This is a genomic window from Streptomyces sp. NPDC057438 (assembly GCF_042802995.1).
Taxonomy (GTDB): Bacteria; Actinomycetota; Actinomycetes; order Streptomycetales; family Streptomycetaceae; genus Streptomyces.
Map to the genome: position 1 here is coordinate 25,805 of NZ_JBHVDD010000030.1, position 17,974 is coordinate 43,778.

General features: G+C 72.1%; 14 protein-coding genes. 1 reads left to right on the plus strand and 13 read right to left on the minus strand.

The annotated features are described in order from the left end of the window. Positions 1-59: 59 nt before the first annotated feature. The 5 genes from ACFU5F_RS18640 to ACFU5F_RS18660 form a co-directional block, all read right to left on the minus strand. Complete coding sequence (locus ACFU5F_RS18640; protein ID WP_383888263.1) at positions 60-1,472, minus strand: phytoene desaturase family protein; 1,413 nt, start codon at positions 1,470-1,472, stop codon at positions 60-62. Between the two features lie 156 nt (positions 1,473-1,628). After that, the gene (locus ACFU5F_RS18645; RefSeq protein ID WP_383888132.1) at positions 1,629-2,474 is read right to left on the minus strand and encodes an inositol monophosphatase family protein; all 846 of its coding nucleotides are present in this window, start codon (positions 2,472-2,474) and stop codon (positions 1,629-1,631) included. Between the two features lie 109 nt (positions 2,475-2,583). After that, positions 2,584-4,410: a gamma-glutamyltransferase family protein gene (locus tag ACFU5F_RS18650; protein WP_383888134.1), complete on the minus strand. Its 1,827-nt coding sequence runs from the start codon at positions 4,408-4,410 to the stop codon at positions 2,584-2,586. Positions 4,411-4,506: 96 nt separating this feature from the next. Then, positions 4,507-5,337 carry a class I SAM-dependent methyltransferase gene (locus ACFU5F_RS18655; protein ID WP_383888136.1) on the minus strand — a complete coding sequence of 277 codons (831 nt, stop codon included), beginning with the start codon at positions 5,335-5,337 and terminating at the stop codon, positions 4,507-4,509. Between the two features lie 40 nt (positions 5,338-5,377). Further along, positions 5,378-6,031 (minus strand): DUF4232 domain-containing protein, encoded by a 654-nt coding sequence (locus ACFU5F_RS18660; RefSeq protein WP_383888138.1) that lies wholly within the window; start codon positions 6,029-6,031, stop codon positions 5,378-5,380. Positions 6,032-6,257: 226 nt separating this feature from the next. On the opposite strand from ACFU5F_RS18660, the gene ACFU5F_RS18665 reads away from it, so the two are divergent. After that, positions 6,258-6,929, plus strand: a complete 672-nt coding sequence (locus tag ACFU5F_RS18665; protein WP_383888140.1) for a hypothetical protein — start codon at positions 6,258-6,260, stop codon at positions 6,927-6,929. A 37-nt stretch (positions 6,930-6,966) separates the two neighbouring features. Here the strand turns inward: ACFU5F_RS18665 and ACFU5F_RS18670 are convergent, their stop codons facing one another. The 8 genes from ACFU5F_RS18670 to ACFU5F_RS18705 all read right to left on the minus strand — a co-directional run bounded on the left by ACFU5F_RS18670 (position 6,967) and on the right by ACFU5F_RS18705 (position 17,919). After that, positions 6,967-8,547 (minus strand): NCS1 family nucleobase:cation symporter-1, encoded by a 1,581-nt coding sequence (locus tag ACFU5F_RS18670; protein ID WP_383888142.1) that lies wholly within the window; start codon positions 8,545-8,547, stop codon positions 6,967-6,969. Between the two features lie 211 nt (positions 8,548-8,758). Beyond that, positions 8,759-9,778 (minus strand): TIGR03842 family LLM class F420-dependent oxidoreductase, encoded by a 1,020-nt coding sequence (locus ACFU5F_RS18675; protein WP_383888144.1) that lies wholly within the window; start codon positions 9,776-9,778, stop codon positions 8,759-8,761. Between the two features lie 11 nt (positions 9,779-9,789). Beyond that, entirely contained in the window at positions 9,790-11,193 is a 1,404-nt protein-coding gene (gene hydA / locus ACFU5F_RS18680; RefSeq protein ID WP_383888146.1) for a dihydropyrimidinase, read from the minus strand. A 116-nt stretch (positions 11,194-11,309) separates the two neighbouring features. After that, positions 11,310-12,152, minus strand: coding sequence for a nitrilase-related carbon-nitrogen hydrolase (locus ACFU5F_RS18685; RefSeq protein WP_383888148.1), 843 nt, complete (start codon positions 12,150-12,152; stop codon positions 11,310-11,312). A gap of 155 nt (positions 12,153-12,307) precedes the next feature. Beyond that, positions 12,308-13,885 carry a PucR family transcriptional regulator gene (locus tag ACFU5F_RS18690; protein WP_383888150.1) on the minus strand — a complete coding sequence of 526 codons (1,578 nt, stop codon included), beginning with the start codon at positions 13,883-13,885 and terminating at the stop codon, positions 12,308-12,310. Between the two features lie 31 nt (positions 13,886-13,916). Further along, on the minus strand, positions 13,917-15,203 hold the full coding sequence (locus tag ACFU5F_RS18695; protein ID WP_383888152.1) for an aspartate aminotransferase family protein: 1,287 nt from the start codon (positions 15,201-15,203) through the stop codon (positions 13,917-13,919). A gap of 83 nt (positions 15,204-15,286) precedes the next feature. After that, positions 15,287-16,129: a nitrilase-related carbon-nitrogen hydrolase gene (locus ACFU5F_RS18700; RefSeq protein WP_319363140.1), complete on the minus strand. Its 843-nt coding sequence runs from the start codon at positions 16,127-16,129 to the stop codon at positions 15,287-15,289. A 233-nt stretch (positions 16,130-16,362) separates the two neighbouring features. Continuing rightward, the gene (locus tag ACFU5F_RS18705; protein WP_383888155.1) at positions 16,363-17,919 is read right to left on the minus strand and encodes a hypothetical protein; all 1,557 of its coding nucleotides are present in this window, start codon (positions 17,917-17,919) and stop codon (positions 16,363-16,365) included. Positions 17,920-17,974 lie beyond the last annotated feature (55 nt).

Consider the following 17,974-nt stretch of genomic DNA (forward strand, 5'->3'; position numbering starts at 1 on the left):
AGCGTGAAGACCTTTGTCGATTCGTGATGTTGTCCGGATCGCTCGGCCCTGCGACGAACTCAGGGTTCCTGCCGGAGCCTGCGCCAGACCGCCTTGGCCGCGTTGTGTCCCGACATGCCGTGCACACCGGGGCCGGGCGGGGTCGCCGAGGAGCAGAGGAAGACGGCCGGGTGCGGGGTGCCGTACGGGGTGAGCGAGAGCTTGGGGCGGAGCAGCAGCTGGAGGCCGGAGGCGGCGCCGCAGGCGATGTCGCCGCCCACGTAGTTCGCGTTGTGTGCGGCGAGTTCCGGCGGTCCCGCGGTGGCGCGCGCGAGCACCCGGTCGCGGAACCCCGGGGCGAAACGCTCCAGTTGACGCTCGACGGCGTCCGTCAGGTCGCCCGTCCAGCCGTTCGGGACATGGCCGTAGGCCCAGAAGGCGTGCTTGCCCTCCGGGGCCCGGCTCGGATCGACCAGGCTCGGCTGCACGGTGATCAGGAACGGCCTGTCGGGCGCCCGGCCGTGCCGGGAGGCCGCGTCGAGCGCCGTGCCGATCTCGGCCCGGCTCGCCCCGACCTGGACGGTCCCGGCGAGGCGTGCCTCCGGGGCGGTCCACGGCACGGGGCCGTCGAGCGCGTAATCGAGCTTGAAGACGCTCGCGCCGTAGCGGTACGGCTCGTAGTAGCCGCCCAAGCCCGCGATGCGGGCCAGTGCGGTGGGTGAGGTGTCGAAGACGTAGGCGCGCGCGGGCGGCAGGTCGTCGAGGCGCTTGACCTCGTAGTCCGTGTGGACGGCGCCGCCGAGGTCCTTCAGATACGCGGTGAGCGCGTCGGCGATGGACTGCGAGCCGCCCCGGGCGACCGGCCAGCCCGCGGCGTGCGCGGCGAGCGCGAAGACCAGTCCCACCGCGCCGGTGGCGAGGCCGCCGAGCGGGGCGATGACATGGGCGACGAGGCCGGCGAACAGCGCCTTGGCCCGCTCGTCCTTGAAGCGGCGCATCAGCCAGGTGGACGGCGGCAGCCCGACGAGCCCGAAGCGGGCGAGGGTGACCGGGTCGCGGGGCAGCGCGGACAGCGGCAGCGACATGAAGTCCCGGGCGAGCGTGTCCCACTTGGGCAGGAACGGCTCGACCAGCCTGCGGTACGCGCCCGCGTCACGCGGACCGAACGAGGCGGCCGTCTCCCCCACCGAGCGCGACAGCACGGCCGCCGAGCCGTCGGGGAAGGGGTGCGCCATGGGCAGCTCGGCATGCAGCCACTCCAGGCCGTAGCGCTCCAGCGGCATCGCCTTGAACGCGGGTGAGTTGACGCCGAGCGGGTGCGCGGCCGCGCAGGGGTCGTGGCGGAAGCCCGGCAGGGTCAGCTCAGCGGTGCGGGAGCCTCCCCCGACGGTGGACTTCGCCTCGAACACGGCCACGGAGAACCCGCGGCGGGCCAGCTCCACGGCGGCCGTCAGGCCGTTCGGCCCCGCCCCCACCACCACCGCGTCGAGCATCGACGGCACGTCCGGACCCCTTCGTCAGCCGATGGCCACGTCCCGTCGGCGGCATCCCCGCCGGCGGACAGACCTGGGCCCAGGATATGCCCGGCCACCGACAGGCCCGGGCAAGGGTGCACCCCGCCGGCGGAGGTGCCGCTTCCGCTCGGCTCGTCAGGCGCCGCCCGACAGCAGCCCCACCACCCGGCGGGCCGTGGCCGCGTCCCGGGCCGTGGTGAAAGGCAGGGCGTTGCCGCCGGTTATGCGGAAGGGCTCGCCTGCCAGGGTGAGATGGGCGCCGCCCGCCTCCTGGACGAGCAGCAGACCGGCCGCGTGGTCCCAGGCGGCCTCCCAGGAGAAGGCGGTCGCGTCCAGCCGGCCCTCCGCCACGGCGAGATACTCCAGCCCGGCCGAACCGCAGGGGCGCGGGGCCACGCCGTCCGTCCGGAGACCGAGCAGGGCCCGCTTCTGCTCCGGCGTGGTGTAGTCCGGGTGGGAGGTGGCGATGTCGAGGTCCCGGTCCGGGGCGGGCGAGCCGGCGCGCAGGGGCACACCGTCGACGGTGGCGCCCCGGCCGCGGATCGCCACGGCGAACCGGTCGAGGGCGGGCGCGTAGGTCCAGGAGGCGTGCAGGACGCCGCCGCGGGCGAGGGCGACGAGGGTGCAGAAGCCGGGATCGCCGTTCACGAACTGGCGGGTGCCGTCCACCGGGTCGACGATCCAGACCGGCGCGTCGCCCTGGATCGCCTCGTACGACGTCGGGTCGGCGTGCACGGCCTCCTCGCCGACCACGACCGAGCCCGGCAGCAGCGCGGAGAGCGCCTCGGTCAGATACAGCTCGGCCTTGCGGTCCGCGTCGGTCACCAGGTCGTGCGGGCCGGCCTTCTGGTCGACCTCGTGCGCGGCGAGCTGCCGGAAGCGCGGCATGATCTCCGCGGCGGCGGCCTTGCGGATCGCCTCCTCGACGTCCGGGGCGTGCCGGGCGAGAAACTCGTCGATGGTTTCGTTGTCTTCGATCATGCCTCCATGACAGCACGCGCCACTGACAATCCCTGCCCGTCCGGTGTATTCGGTCTGGAATCGCGCTGAACACCCGGGGCGGGCCGGAGCCGCCGGGACGCGCCGCGGCTCAGCGCCCGACCGCGTACCCCTGCATCCCCCGCGGGTTGGCCGCCGCCGACAGCACCCCGCTCACCGGGTCCCGCGCGACCGCGCACAGCCGGCCCTCGGACCAGGGCTCACCGATCACCAGGTCGTGGCCGCGTCGGCGCAGCTCCTCGACGACCTCGGGGGGCGTCCGGGATTCGACGGTGACGCTGCCGGGGCGTGTGCCGCGCGGGTGGAAGGAGGCGGGAAAGCTGTCGTTGTGCCAGTTCGGGGCATCGATGGCGCCCTGGAGGTCGAGGCCGCCGCGGACCGGCGGGCGGAGGGCGACGGCGAGGAAGAAGTGCAGCTGCCACTGGTCCTGCTGGTCGCCGCCGGGCGTGCCGAAGGCCATGACCGGCACCCCGTCGCGCAGCGCCAGGGACGGGGTGAGGGTGGTGCGCGGCCTGCGGCCGGGGGTGAGGGAGTTGGGCAGTCCCTCGTCGAGCCAGGTCATCTGCAGCCGGGTGCCGAGCGGGAAGCCCAGCTCGGGCACCACCGGGTTGGACTGCAGCCAGCCGCCGCTGGGCGTGGCGGCGACCATGTTGCCCCAGCGGTCGACGACGTCGAGGTGGCAGGTGTCGCCCCGGGTGCTCCCGTCCTCCGCGACCTCGGGCTCCCCCGGCACCGGCGACCGGGGCCACCGGGCGACGGTGGGCTCGCCGGCACCCGGAGCACCGCCGCCCGGCTCGTCGCCGGCCACCACGCGCGCGTGCGCGCTCAGTCGCGGCGTACGGCCGCCCGGAGCGCCCGGCCGCAGCTCGTACGAGGCGGTGTCACCGACGAGGGCCCGCCGCGCGGCGTTGTACTCCTCGGACAGCAGCTCGTCGAGCGGGACCGGCGCCGCGTCCCCGTACCAGGCCTCGCGGTCCGCCATGGCGAGCTTGCAGCCCTCGATGAGGAGGTGCGTGTACGCGGCGGAGCCGTGGGCGGGGAGGTCCGGCGGCAGGAGGGCGAGCTGCTGCAGGAGGACCGGGCCCTGGCTCCAGGGGCCGGCCTTGCACAGGGTCCAGCCGTTCCAGTCGTAGGTCGTCGGGGCCTCGTAGGTCGCGGACCAGCCGGCCAGGTCGGCCGCGGTGAGCGTCCCGGTGTGCCGTTCCCCGCTGGTGTCCAGCGTGGGCCGTCCGGCCTGCCGGACGAGGGCCTCGGCGACGAAGCCGGAGCGCCACACCCGGCGCGCGGCCTCGATACGGGCCTCGCGGCCCTTCGCCCCCTCGGTCTCGGCGAGGAGCCGCCGCCAGGTCGCGGCCAGGGCCGGGTTCCGGAACAGTTCCCCCGGGCGGGGCGCCCGACCGTCCGGCAGGTACACCTCCGCCGACGACGGCCACTCCTTCTCGAAGAGATCCCGCACGGACTCGACCGTCGCCCCCACGTTCTCCACGGGCGCGTGGCCGTCCCGCGCGTACCCGATGGCGTACTTCAGGACGTCCGCCAGGTCCTTGGTGCCGTGGTCGCGCAGCAGGAGCATCCATGCGTCGAACGCGCCGGGCACGGCGGCCGCCAGCGGTCCCGTGCCGGGGACCAGCTCCAGTCCGAGCCCCCGGTAGTGCCCGATGGACGCCCCGGCGGGTGCCACGCCCTGTCCGCACAGCACCCGGACCTCGCCGTCCGCCGGCGCGAGCAGGATCGGCACCTCGCCGGCGGGCCCGTTGAGGTGGGGTTCCACGACGTGCAGGACGAAGCCGGCCGCCACGGCCGCGTCGAAGGCGTTGCCGCCGTCCTCCAGCACCGCCATCGCCGACTGGGAGGCGAGCCAGTGCGTGGAGGACACCATGCCGAAGGTCCCCTGGAGCGTCGGTCGAGTGGTGAACACGGGCGGACTCCTCGCTGCGCGACGGGCGTTCGGTGATCGTACGCAGTCCACGATCGACCAGCCCTCGACCGACCCACGGGGACGACCGCCGGCCTCTCAGGGACGCCGTCCCACCGTGAGCACATGCCCGCTCGCCCCGAGCAGCGACGGCTCCGACTCGATCCGCCGGGACGCGGCCAGCACCGCCTCCCGGCGCTCCGGGTCGTCCAGCCACTCCTCCACCCCGCCCATCAGCCAGGCGACACCCTCGACTCCGTACTGCCCCTCGTGGGCGAGCCCCGCCTCGGTGAACTCCCCGGGCACCTCGGCGGGGTCGGCGAAGTAGGCGGTGGTGAAGTGCGGGTCCGCCGGGGACCACCGGTGCCTGCCGTGGTCCGACACCGCGTCGGTGCGCTCGCGGCGCTCCGGGATGAAGTAGTTCCCCTGCATGAGCGTGTCGTTGAGCCCCGCGAAGCGGTTGATCGTGGCCGCGACCACCACACCGCCCGGGCGGACGGTCCGGTGGGCCTCGGTCAACGCCCGCACCCGGTCAGGCCGTTCGGGCAGGTGGTAGAGCGGCCCGAGGAACAGCACGACGTCGTACGCGGCATCCTCGGCCGGTAGCGACCGGGCGTCCCCGAGCCGCGCGGTGACCCCGGGCAGCCGCCCTGCACGCTCCACGTGCATCGGCACGGGATCGACGACCTCGACCGCGTACCCGTCCGCCGCCAGCCACTCGGCGTGGATCCCGGTGCCGCCGCCGACGTCGAGCACGCGCGCGGGAGCGGCCGGCAGCAACCGCCGCAGGATGTCCTGGGTGCGCCAGAACTCCAGCCGCCCGGCGCCCTCCCTGAGCCGGGTGTTCTCCCCGCCGCGCTGGTAGTAGGCGAGTATCTCCCCTGGCAGGGGCGGGAGTTGGGGCTGCGTGGCGTTCTGTGACCGTGTCATGCACCCAGGCTGCTGATCACCCGCGAGGGCCCGCAACCGGTTAAAGCCCCTCCCCGGCGATCTGCGCCCACGCCGTCGTGCCGAGGCGTCCCGTGGTGCCGAGGTCGATGTCGCCCTCGGGATCGAGGAGTTCGGCCGGCCGGCCCGGCTGGGGGGCGATGCTCAGGGTCGGGGCGTAGACGCCGGGGGTGTCCGCCTCGTCGACCGTGTTGCGCCACACCAGTTCGGTCCTGGCGGACTCGCCGGGCTTCAGGGTGACGGTGCGCGGGCCGAAGTCGGGCACGCCGGTGGTGAGGTGACGGCTGCCCCTCAGGACGCGTACGTCGTCGTAGGGCTGGCCTTCCGCGTCGAGCAGCCGGATCGCCGGGTAGCCCTTGAGGGTGTACGGCTTCGTGCCGCAGTTCGTGAGGACCACACCCATCGCCCGCAGGCCCATCGCCGCTTCCACGAGGCCGGGGACCATGCGCACCCCGGAGGGCGAACAGGCGGTTGCCGGGGCGCTCCCGGTCGGCTCGGGGACCCTCGATCCCTCGGGGGCGCCCGTGCCCGCCGACGAGACGGCCGCCGAGGGCTCCGTCCGGTCGGGGTCGCGCTCGCGGTCCAGCTCCTCCGCGAGTCCGCAGCCGGCCACGGCCGGCGTCAGTGCCGCCACGAGGAGCACGCGGAAGGCCCTGCGGACGGGTATCGGGATCATGACGCCGATCCTGACACGAACGCCCGACGGAAGCCGCCACTCCGCCGCCGGCGCGAAGGCCGGCGCGAAGGCCGACGCGAAGAAGGCGGACTCTTCTTGAACCAGGCACCCCTGTCACCACGTATGCACGGAGAGAGTTCGCACTTTCGTCCCACAGAGAGTCATGTGACACTGACGTACCCCACCGCCCGGCGGTACCCCCCGCCTCGACCCCGAGAAGTGCGCTGTGCGTGAACTGCCTCTGCCGCTCGCCCTCACCGCGCGACTGCTGCCCGTCGCCGTACTCGCCACCGCCGGCTGGGCGTTGTCGTCCGGTCCGCTGTCCGCGAGCCCGGCCGGGGAGGACTCCACACAGGACACCGCCTCGGCGCCCATCTCGACCTCCGAATCCGCGCCGTCGACGACGACCGTGACGAAGACGTACGCGAAGGCCCCCTCTCCCTGCACCGGTGTCACCACGAAAACGGTCACATCCCTTGTTCCGGGCGCGAAGACGGCCGGCAAGGAGATCGCGTCGACCAATGAGTCCGTGCGCCGCACCTGTTCGTGGAACGCGCTCAAGGGCTTCGACTACCGCTGGCTCGACGTCTCGTACGAGATCCAGCAATCGGACGAGAAGGCCCAAAGCGCCTATCAGACCCGTACCACGGAGAAGAACGGCGGCGGAGCCGTCCCGGGTCTCGGCGACGAGGCCTACTCCGTGGTGAACCTCACCACGGACGACAAGCAGCAGACCCGCGAGGGCGTGGTGTACGTCCGCATGGCCAACGCCCTGGTGATCGTCACCTACAACGGCAGCGACTTCGAGTCCCAGAAGGCGCCCGGCACGGACGTGATCAACAAGGGTGCCATCAAGGCCGCCAAGGAGGCGGCGGCCGTGCTGAAGGGCGCCCGCTAGAGGCGGGATCCCTCCGGCACGGCCACCGTCGCCCCGGTCACGGCCGCTGTCGGACGGACCCCTTCTCCGCCTGCCGCTGCTCCTTCTTCCTCTCGCCTGCCATCAGCGCCACGTACAGCAGCATCGACGTGGCCAGCCCCACCGCCCAGCCGTAGTCGGCCAGCGGCTTGAGGAACGGGATCATGCCGTCGTGCGGGAACGGTCCCGAGGCCACGCCGTCCTCGGAGACGGTCGAGTAGGAGCCGCCGACCGCGAGGACGCCGCCGACCACGAAGGCCGCTATCGCCCGCCAGTTCCAGCCGGACGCGTACCAGTAGCGCCCGCCGGGCGTGTACAGGTCGGCGAGGTGCAGGACGGTGCGGCGGATGATCCAGTAGTCGGCGATGAGGATGCCGGCGACCGTGCCGAGCAGACCGCCGACCACCCCGAGCCAGGTGAAGATGTAGAACTCGGGCGTGGAGATCAGCTTCCACGGGAAGATCAGGATGCCCACGACGCCCGTGATGAGGGCGCCCGTACGGAAGTTGATCAACTTCGGGGCGAGGTTCGCCAGGTCGTACGCCGGTGACACCACGTTCGCCGCGATGTTCACGGAGATGGTGGCGACCAGCACGATGATCAGCGCGAAGAGCAGCCCGAAGGCGTTGTCCGCCTTGGCCGCCAGCGCGACCGGGTCCCAGATGGCCTCGCCGTAGACCACCTCGGAGCCGGAGGTGACCAGCACGGCGAGGACCGCGAAGAGCGTCATGGTCGTCGGCAGCCCCAGGGCCTGGCCCCAGGTCTGCGCCTTCTGGCTGGCGCCGAAGCGGGTGAAGTCGGGGATGTTCAGGGACAGGGTCGCCCAGAAACCGATCATGCCCATCAGCGAGGGGAAGAAGACCGGCCAGAAGTCGGGGCCCCAGCCGAGCTTGGACGGCTGGTCGAGCAGCGCGCCGAAACCGTCCGCCTTGACCGCGATCCAGACCAGCAGCACGAGCGCGCCGACGATCACGAAGGGCGCGGCCCAGTTCTCGAAGTGCCGCAGGAAGTCCATGCCGCGGTAGATGATCGCTATCTGCAGCGCCCAGAAGACGATGAAGCAGAGCCACAGCGGCCAGGGATTGCCGGCGATCTGTCCCGCCTTCTCCCATTCGCCGCCGGTCAGCTTGGAGCCGAGGGCGAAGATGCCGGAGCCGCCGATCCAGGTCTGGATGCCGAACCAGCCGCAGGCCACGGCCGCCCGGATCATCGCCGGGATGTTGGCGCCCCGCAGCCCGAAGGATGCGCGGGCGAGCACCGGGAACGGGATGCCGTACTTGGGGCCGGCGTGCCCGGTGGCCAGCATCGGCAGCAGCACGATGATGTTGGCCAGGGCGATGGTGAAGACGGCCTGCTTCCAGTCCATGCCGAGGGCGACCAGGCCGGAGGCCAGGGTCCAGCTGGGGATGCAGTGGGCCATGGAGATCCACAGCGCCGCGAAGTTGTACGTCGTCCACTTGCGCTCGGAGACGGGTACGGGGCGCAGGTCCTCGTTGGCGAAGGGGCTCTCGGCGGGGAAGGCCCCGGGCGCCAGCTCGATCCGGCCGGACGGGTCGGCGCTCTGGGCTCTCGGCGACCCCGAGGAGGCTATGTCGGTCATGGGCAGGCCAATCAGGGGAGACGGGACGGGAACGAAAGGCCGTGCGGAGGCCTTGGGCCCCTTCCCTCCGGACGGCGGAGGGAAGGGAGACAAGGTGTGGGGGGGGTCGAGGGGCGGAGCGGTCGGCGCCAGAATCGGAGCTACTGGTTCCGCTTTATTCGGGTTGGCCGGATTCTCGCAGTCACCGGCCTGTTCCGGGAAGGGAGAGGGGTCAGCCGTTGACGGCCGGGATGACCGTGGAGCCGTACACGTCGATCACCCGCTCCTGCGCGTCGTGCATGTCGTAGACGGCGAACTGGTCCACGCCCAGCGCGCGCAGCGCGCCGAGCTTCTCGATGTGCGCCTCGGGAGTGCCGATCACGCAGAACCGGTCGACGATCTCGTCCGGCACGAACTGGGTGTCGGGGTTGTCCGCGCGCCCGTGGTGGGAGTAGTCGTACCCCTCACGTGCCTTGATGTAGTCCGTCAGCTCCTCCGGTACGGCCGCGGAGTGCTCGCCGTACTTCGACACCAGGTCGGCGACGTGGTTGCCGACCATCCCGCCGAACCAGCGGCACTGCTCCCGCGCGTGGGCCAGCGCCTCGGGCGAGTCGTCCTCGGTGACGTACGCGGGGGCCGCCACGCAGATCTTCACCTCGGACGGGTCTCGCCCGGCGGCGACCGCCGCGTCCTTGACCGCCTTGACCATGTACTCGGTGAGGTAGAGGTCGGAGAGCTGGAGGATGAAGCCGTCGGCCTCCTCACCGGTCATCTTCAGGGCCTTGGGTCCGTACGCGGCCATCCAGACGGGGAGGTGGGCACCGGGCTTGATCCACGGGAAGCTGATCACGGTGCCGCCGAGGTCGGCCTCTCCCCCGCTGCCCAGCGACCGGATCACCTTCATCGCCTCGCTGATCCGGGCCAGGGTGTTGGGCTTGCGGCCCGCCACCCGCATCGCCGAGTCGCCGCGACCGATGCCGCAGACCGTGCGGTTGCCGAACATGTCGTTCAGCGTGGCGAAGGTCGAGGCGGTGACCTCCCAGGTGCGGGTGCCCGGGTTGGTGACCATCGGGCCGACCGTCAGCCTCGTGGTGCCGGCCAGGATCTGGCTGTAGATGACGAACGGCTCCTGCCAGAGCACGGCGGAGTCGAAGGTCCAGCCGTACGTGAAACCGTTGTTCTCGGCGCGCTTCATCAGCTCGACGACGCGCGAGGCCGGCGGGTCGGTCTGCAGGACGAGTCCGAAGTCCATGTGCTGCGCTCCTAGTTGAGGTACTGACAGGTGGAGCGGGGGGTGTAGACGCCGTGCCCGGCGTGCCCGGTGTACTCCCGCTCGGTGATGACGAGTTCGCCGCGCGAGAGGACCGTCTCGACCCGGCCCGTGGTGCGCTTGCCCTCGTACGCCGAGTAGTCGACGTTCATGTGGTGCGTCTCGGCGGACATGACCTGCTCGGCGTGCGGGTCGTAGATGACGATGTCGGCGTCCGCGCCCGGTGCGATGGTGCCCTTCTTCGGGTACATGCCGAACATGCGGGCCGGGGTGGCGCAGGCGATCTCGATCCAGCGGCGCCGCGAGATGTGCCCGTCGACGACCGCCTGGTGCAGGAGGTCCATGCGGTTCTCGACGCCCGGGAGGCCGTTGGGGATCTTGGAGAAGTCGCCGCGGCCGAGCTCCTTCTGGCCGACGAAGCAGAACGGGCAGTGGTCGGTGGAGACCACCTGGAGGTCGTTGGTGCGCAGGCCCTGCCAGAGCTTCGCCTGGTGTTCGCGCGGCCGCAGGGGCGTGCTGCACACGTACTTGGAGCCCTCGAAGTCCGGCTCCGCGAGGTTGTCCGTGGAGAGGAACAGATACTGCGGGCAGGTCTCGCCGAAGACGTTCAGCCCCTCGTCCCGTGCGCGTGCCAGCTCGGCCACTGCCTCCATGGCCGAGACGTGCACGACGTACAGGGGAGCACCGGCGACCTGGGCGAGCTTGATGGCGCGGTGGGTGGCCTCGGCTTCGAGCAGGGCCTTGCGGACCTCGCCGTGGTAGCGGGGGTCGGTCTCGCCGCGGGCCAGGGCCTGTTCGACCAGCACGTCGATCGCGATGCCGTTCTCCGCGTGCATCATGATCAGTCCGCCGTTCTCGGCGGAGCGCTGCATGGCGCGCAGGATCTGGCCGTCGTCGCTGTAGAAGACGCCCGGGTAGGCCATGAACTGCTTGAAGGAGGTCACCCCCTCCTGCACCAGCAGGTCCATCTCCTTGAGCGTGTCCTGGTTCACGTCGGACACGATCATGTGGAAGCCGTAGTCGATGGCGCAGTTGCCCTCCGCCTTGGCGTGCCAGGCGTCGAGGCCCTCGCGCAGGGCGTGGCCGACGCCCTGCACGGCGAAGTCGACGATCGTCGTCGTACCGCCCCAGGCCGCCGCCCGGGTGCCGGTCTCGAAGGTGTCGGAGGCCGAGGTGCCGCCGAAGGGGAGCTCCATGTGGGTGTGGGCGTCGACGCCGCCCGGGATGACGTACTTGCCCGTGGCGTCGAGGGTGCGGTCGGCGGTCCAGGCGCCGGCGGTGGGGGTGCCGCTCGCCGCCAGGGCGGCGACCCGGCCGTCTTCGATCAGGACGTCGGCGTGCAGTTCGTCTGACGCGGTGATGACGAGACCGCCGCGGATCAGAGTACGGCCGCTCATTCGGTCACGCTCCGTTCGGTTGTCGGGACAGTGCCGGTCGTCTTGGGCTGGTCGCGCAGTTCCCCGCGCCCCTCAGGGCCCCTGCGGGGCCCGTCAGGGACGCGGGTCATGCGGTGCTACGGCGCCGTCAGCGGGCCGTAGGCGTCCGGGCGGCGGTCGCGGAAGAACTGCCAGCGGTCGCGGACCTCGCGGAGCTTGGCCAGGTCCAGGTCGCGGACGACGAGTTCGGTCTCCTTGTCGGAGGCGACCTCGCCCACGAACTGGGCCTCGGGGTCCACGAAGTAGGAGGTGCCGTAGAAGTCGTTGTCGCCGAGTTCCTCGACACCGACCCGGTTGATGGCGCCGATGAAGTACTCGTTGGCGACGGCCGACGCCGGCTGCTCCAGCTGCCAGAGATAGCGGGACAGGCCGCGGGAGGTGGCCGACGGGTTGAACACGATCTCGGCGCCGCCGAGACCCAGCGCACGCCAGCCCTCCGGGAAGTGCCGGTCGTAGCAGATGTAGACGCCGATCTTCCCGACGGCGGTGTCGAAGACCGGCCAGCCCGCGTTGCCGGGGCGGAAGTAGAACTTCTCCCAGAATCCCGGGACCTGCGGGATGTGGTGCTTGCGGTACTTGCCGAGGTACGTGCCGTCGGAGTCGATCACGGCGGCGGTGTTGTAGAGGACGCCCGGCTGCTCCTCCTCGTACATCGGCAGCACGAGGACGAGGCCCAGTTCCTTGGCGAGCGCCTGGAAGCGCTTGACGATGGGGCCGTCGGGGATCGCCTCCGCGTACTCGTAGAACGCCTTGTCCTGGACCTGGCAGAAGTAGGGACCGTAGAACAGCTCCTGGAAGCACAGGACCTGCGCACCCTGCGCGGCCGCGTCGCGGGCCGCCTGCTCGTGGACCTGGATCATCGACTCCTTGTCGCCGGTCCAGGCCGTCTGGAAGATGGCTGCGCGGATGACTCTGCTCATCGGAACCTCCGGTCACTGGGTGTGCGGTGAGCCTAGGAAGTCCGGGTGGCGGGTTTGAGTTGCACGGTGTCACGTCTGAAGGCGTTTCGCGTTCCACCGTGTCACCTCTTCGTGGGCACATGTTTCACCGGAGTTTTCGCAGGTCCCGGCATGTTTCAGCCCTGTTGCGCGTCGTGCGCGAGGAGGGCGATGTGGACGGACGCGGCCTGTTCGAAGTCGTCGAGGTCCACGCCGAGGCGGGCCTCTATGGCTTCGAGCCGGCGGTACAGCGCGGGCCGGCTGACGTGGTGCAGCTGGGCGGTGTGCGACTTGTTGCGGCCGGTCGCGAGATAGGTCCGCAGCACGGGCAGCAGGTCCTGCTCGGCGTGCCCGTCACCGCACAGCAGCCCGTCCAGCTCCCGCTCGGCGAAGGCCTGTACGTGCGGGTCGTCCCGCAGCAGCCGGACCAGGCCCCGGAGATGGACGTCCCGCAGGCGGACCACGACGGGGAGGTCCAGCCCGGTCGTGGCGGACTGGGCCACGGCGTCGGCCACGTGCCGGGCCTCGCGCAGCCCGCCCGGCACGTCCTCCCAGGTGGTCCTGGCCTCGGCGGCGGCGACGACCGTCGTCCGCACACCCGACTCCGACCGCAGCCGGGTCGCGAAGTGCGCGGTGAGCGCGGTCGCGTCCTGGTCCCGGGCCAGACTGAGGAGGACGGCGGTGGCTCCCTCCGCCAGCTCGGCGACCAGCCCGGAGAGCCCCAGCACCCGCAGGACACGGTCGAGTTGCGCCGGGTCCCCGTCGCGTACGACGAGCGGGACGAACGTACGGCGGTTGACCGGCAGCCCGGCCGCGCGCGCCCTCGGCAGCAGCTGCCGGGCCGGTACGACCCCGGAGACGAGGTCCGTCAGGAGGCCCTGCGCGGACTGCTCCTCCCAGCTGTGCGCCGAACCGCCGAGCATGCGGTGCAGGACGAGCGCCTCGGCGGCCCGGTCGGCGAGCAGCCGCCCCGTGGCGGTGTCACCCCGGTGTCCGCACAGCACGATCTGGCCCCAGCGCTCCCCGCGTCCGCCCAGCTCGGCCCTGATCCAGCCGTCGACCTGGTTGCCGCCCGCCTGCCGTGAGATGCGCTCCCAGTCACGCAGCACGTCGTCGACCGCGGACCGCTCCCCCGCCGTGGCGAGGACGCGATGGGCCAGGTTGGTGACGACGAGCGGACAGCCCGCGTGGTGGGCGATCTCGTCGAGGAGCCGTTGCAGCGGTGCACCGGCGGTGATCAGCCCGGTCAGGGCCGTCCGGACGGCCTCCGACAGGCTCACGGCCGCGAACTTCCGCCGGACGAGCCGGGACTGGACCTCCTCGGTCAGTTCGGCGAAGGGGAACGGCCGGTGCAGCACCACCATCGGCAGACCGCACCGCTCCGCCGCCCGGCGCATCACGTCGGGCGGCGTCGGGAAGGCCCGGCCGAGACCGAGGACGACCGCGGCGGCCTCGGCCCGGTACAGCGAGCGGATGTACTCGGCCTGGGCCTCCTCGTTCCCGGCGAGCAGGACCCCGGTGGTGAGGACCATCTCGCCGCCGGTGAGCATCACGCCCACGTCGGGGGCCTCGGCCACGTGGACCCAGCGCACGGGCCGGTCGAGCTGACCGGCCCCGGCCACCACCTCGGGCTCTCCGGCGAGGACCCGGTCCAGGCCGAGGACCTGGCGTACCGACAGGGCGGGTTCCGGGGCGGGTGCCGAGGTGGTGGTCATGGCGGTGTTCCTCAGATCTGTTCCTCTGGTGCTACCGGATGCTCCTCAGAGCCCGTTCGAGGGCGTCGGCGCCCTCCTCGGCCTCGGCTACGGTCAGCGACAGCGGGGGCGCGATGCGCAGCGCGCTGGTGTTGTGGCCGCCGCCCTTGCCGATCAGCAGGCCCTCCCGGCGGGCGGCTTCGAGAACGGCGGACGCGGCCTCCGGGTTGGCCTCGTCCGTGCCGGGCTTCACCAGCTCGATGCCGATCATGAGGCCCCGGCCGCGTACTTCCCGTACCTCGGGAATCTGTGCGGTGATCGCCCGCAGCCGTTCGATGAGCAGTCCGCCGACGCGCCGCGCGTTGCCCTGCAGGTCGTGCTCGACCAGGTAGTTCAGGTTCGCGAGCCCGGCGGCCATGGTGATCTGGGTGCCGCCGAAGGTCGAGATCGAGTTGCTGTCCAGGCAGTTCATGACCTCGGATCGGGCGACGACACCGCCGATGGACATGCCGTTGCCGATGCCCTTGGCGAAGGTGAGGATGTCCGGCGGGCCGTTCTGCCCGTGCGCCTGCCAGCCCCAGAAGTTGTCGCCGGTGCGGCCCCAGCCGGTCTGTACCTCGTCCGCGATCCACAGCACGCCGTGCCGCTGGAGCACCTCGCGGAAGGCCGCGTACAGGCCGTCCGGCGGTGAGGTGAAGCCGCCGACGCCCTGGACCGGCTCGGCGATCAGCGCGGCCGGCGGACGGCCGTGGCCGAGCAGGTCCTCCAGGTCGGCGACGCAGGCCGTGATGAAGTCGGCGTCGCTCAGGTCGGCGTACGGGCCGCGGGTGCGGACGCCGCCGTGCACGTACAGCGTCTGGAGCGGGGACAGCGAGGTCGGGGACCAGCCCTTGTTGCCGGTGATGCCGACCGCGCTGAAGGAACGGCCGTGGTAGCTGTTGCGCATCGCCAGGATCTGGTTGCTGCGGCGGTAGGTCGTCGCCAGCATCAGCGCGGTGTCGTTGGCCTCGGTGCCGGAGGTGGTGAAGAAGACGCGGGCGTCCGGGATGCCGGACATCTGCGCGATCCGCTCGGCGAGTTCGACCATGGGCCGGTTGAGGTAGAGCGTCGAGGAGTGGACGATGCGTCCGGCCTGCTCGCTCACCGCCTTGGTGACCTCGGGCAGCGCGTGCGCCGTCATCGTGGTGAGGATGCCGCCGAAGAAGTCGAGGTACCGGGTGCCGGCCGCGTCCCAGACGTGCCGGCCCTCGCCGTGGGTGATCTCCAGGGGGTCCGCGTAGTAGAGCGCGAGCCAGTCGGGCAGTACGGCCTTGTGGCGTCCGAGCAGTTCGTCGGTCACGGCTGCACCACTCCTTTCACTCCTGTACGGGTTCTGCGGGTGTCACGGCTGTACGTGCCCACCTCGGGGCGCTGCGAGTCCCGTCAGGGCTGCACGAGTCCTTCGTAGGCGTCGGGGCGGCGGTCCCGGTAGAACGCCCACTGCTGCCGCACGTCCTCGATGAGGTCGAAGTCGAGGTCCCGTACGACGAGTTCCTCGCCCTGGTCGCTCGCGACCTCGCCCACGAACCTGCCGCGCGGGTCCACGAAGTAGGAGGTGCCGTAGAAGTCGTTGTCCCCGTACTCCTCCACGCCGACCCGGTTGATCGCGGCGACGAAGTACTCGTTGGCGACGGCGGCCGCGGGCTGTTCCAGCTGCCACAGGTGGGAGGACAGGCCCCGGTGGGTGGCGGACGGGTTGTAGACGAGCTGGGCGCCGTTCAGACCGAGCTGGCGCCAGCCCTCCGGGAAGTGGCGGTCGTAGCAGATGTAGACGCCGACCTTGCCGACGGCTGTGTCGAAGACCGGCCAGCCGAGGTTGCCGGGCTTGAAGTAGTACTTCTCCCAGAACCCCTTGACCTGGGGGATGTGGTGCTTGCGGTACTTGCCGAGGTAGGTGCCGTCGGAGTCGATCACCGCAGCGGTGTTGTAGTAGAACCCCGACTGCTCGACCTCGAAGACCGGGACGACGATCACCATGCCGGTCTCGCGGGCCAGCTCCCGCATGCGCGTGACGGTGGGGCCGTCGGGCACGGGTTCCGCCCAGGCGTAGTGCTCGGGTTCCTGGACCTGGCAGAAGTAGGGCGCGTTGAAGACTTCCTGGAAGCCGATCACCTTCGCGCCCTGCCGGGCGGCCTCGCGGGCGTGCTCGACATGCTTGGCGACCATGGACGCGGTGTCGCCGGTCCAGGTCGCCTGGACGAGGGCGGCGCGTACGACGTTGGCCATCTCAGCTGCTCCTTCGACAGGGACCTCAGAGAGCCTCTACGCCCGTAGACGAAGGTCGTAGAGGCTTGAAACTAAGCCCCGTCGACGGGCTGGGCAAGACCATCGTCGTCAACCGGCCGAGTCGATCACGTTTCGCACTCCAGTGGGTGATTGCCCCCGTGTTTCGCGCACCGGACCGGCCGGCTCCGTCGGGCGGTGCAGGCGAGGCGAGCGGGGGGTTCGGGGCGGACGGGTCAGCTGAGCCCCTGCACGCGCAGCGCGTGCACGACCTCGCGGTAGCGCTCCTCGGAGACGCGGCGCGCCGCCGCCAGCACGAGGGGTCCGAGCCGTCGCGGGCGGGCCTCCGCGGTGCGCGCCGCCTCCTCCGGCGTGCGTATGCGCACATAGACGTCGAGCAGCGCACGCGCCTCCCGCTCCCGTCCCTCGGTGGTCAGGGCGAGCACCGCCTCGCCGATCTCCTCGGCGGGCCGCGAGACGCCCTGCCGGAGCATCTGCTCCCCGTCCGGGGCGCGGCCCACCGCGTCCAGGGCGTCCGCCACCGCGACCAGCCGGTCGGCGGGCAGCGAGCCGGCCTCCCACAGCAGGGTCGCCCAGTCGGCGCCGAGCCCCGCCCGGTGCAGCTCGGCCGCGAGCAAGGGGAAGCGGGCGGCGGGCCATCGCGCGGCCTCCACGAGGAGGGCGTGCGCCTCGCCGCTGCGGCCCTCCCGGCGCAGCCGCACCAGGCGGTCCACGGTGTCGGCGACCTCCCGCCGCGCGTCGTCGTCCAGCGGCTGCCGCGCCCGCGGCTGCTGCGGTGCCTCCGTCTCCCCCTCGGTCCGCTCCGCGACTCCGGCGTACCGGGCGCCCCGGGGAGCACGGCCCTTTCGACCGGCCGCCGGCGCGGTGGTCCCGGGCCCGACGGACCGGTCGTCCTCCGGCGCGTCGGGCCGGTCCTTCTCCGGTACGCCGGGCCGGTCGTCCTCGGCCTCCACCGCCCCGGCGAAACGGGCGCCCCCGCGCGGGCGGCGCCTGGCCCGCTGCTTGACCGGCGCCGGGGCGGCGGGCCCGGGGCCGGTGTCGGAAGCGGGGGCGGTGCCCGGTCCGGCGGCCTGAGCTGTACGAACGCCTCCCTCGGGCACGGGGGTGGGGCCTTCGGCGCCGTACCGGTCCACGTACGCATGCTCGCCCGGGTGCCGCGCCCACTCGGCCGTGGTCTCCCCCGCCTGCGGGGCGCCCGCCCGGAAGGCGTCCCCGGTGGTGGTCTCCCGCCCCCGGGCCGCGTCCCGCACGGGTTCGAGGGGGGCGCGGCGGTCGGCGTGCTCGATGCGGGTGCGCAGTTCTGTGCAGCGGGCCGTGGCGCGTTCGCGGTCGTCGTGGGCCCAGGCGAGGTCGAGGCGGATGGTGTCGGCCTCGACCTGGGTGGTGGCCGACCGGAGCCGGTGGGTCAGTTCGGCGGCGCGTTCGGCGGCGTAGCGCTGTTCGCGGAGCATGACGTCGAGGCGGTCGCCGAGGGCGTCGCGGCCGCCGGGCCGGGCGTCGTGGGCGGCGAGGGAGGCGGTGTGCAGAGCGCGGGCGCGCTCGGTCTCCTGGGCCGCGGCGGCGGGGCCGTAGGCGGTGTGGAGGTCGTGCATGAGTGCTTGCACGACGTCCCAGGGCGGCACCTCCTGCCCCTCCAGGCAGGCGCGCATGCCGTCGGGGTCGCGCTGCCAGAAGACGCCGCACCAGCCGCCGCCCTGGTCCAGCTTCGCCATCAACTTGTTCAGGTACTGCGCGAACTCCCTTACCTGTGCCGGGAGTTGATCCACCGTCATCGCATGCTCCCCGGCCGACTGGAGTGCTCCGACCCGCAAGAAAACACCAGTTGTG

Excerpts from the sequence above, each read along its gene's own strand:
- ACFU5F_RS18640 (WP_383888263.1), bottom strand. The coding sequence starts at position 1,472 with ATGCTCGACGCGGTGGTGGTGGGGGCGGGGCCGAACGGCCTGACGGCC.
- ACFU5F_RS18645 (WP_383888132.1), bottom strand. The coding sequence starts at position 2,474 with ATGATCGAAGACAACGAAACCATCGACGAGTTTCTCGCCCGGCACGCC.
- ACFU5F_RS18655 (WP_383888136.1), bottom strand. The coding sequence starts at position 5,337 with ATGACACGGTCACAGAACGCCACGCAGCCCCAACTCCCGCCCCTGCCA.
- ACFU5F_RS18660 (WP_383888138.1), bottom strand. The coding sequence starts at position 6,031 with ATGATCCCGATACCCGTCCGCAGGGCCTTCCGCGTGCTCCTCGTGGCG.
- ACFU5F_RS18670 (WP_383888142.1), bottom strand. The coding sequence starts at position 8,547 with ATGACCGACATAGCCTCCTCGGGGTCGCCGAGAGCCCAGAGCGCCGAC.
- ACFU5F_RS18675 (WP_383888144.1), bottom strand. The coding sequence starts at position 9,778 with ATGGACTTCGGACTCGTCCTGCAGACCGACCCGCCGGCCTCGCGCGTC.
- hydA (WP_383888146.1), bottom strand. The coding sequence starts at position 11,193 with ATGAGCGGCCGTACTCTGATCCGCGGCGGTCTCGTCATCACCGCGTCA.
- ACFU5F_RS18685 (WP_383888148.1), bottom strand. The coding sequence starts at position 12,152 with ATGAGCAGAGTCATCCGCGCAGCCATCTTCCAGACGGCCTGGACCGGC.
- ACFU5F_RS18690 (WP_383888150.1), bottom strand. The coding sequence starts at position 13,885 with ATGACCACCACCTCGGCACCCGCCCCGGAACCCGCCCTGTCGGTACGC.
- ACFU5F_RS18700 (WP_319363140.1), bottom strand. The coding sequence starts at position 16,129 with ATGGCCAACGTCGTACGCGCCGCCCTCGTCCAGGCGACCTGGACCGGC.
- ACFU5F_RS18705 (WP_383888155.1), bottom strand. The coding sequence starts at position 17,919 with ATGACGGTGGATCAACTCCCGGCACAGGTAAGGGAGTTCGCGCAGTAC.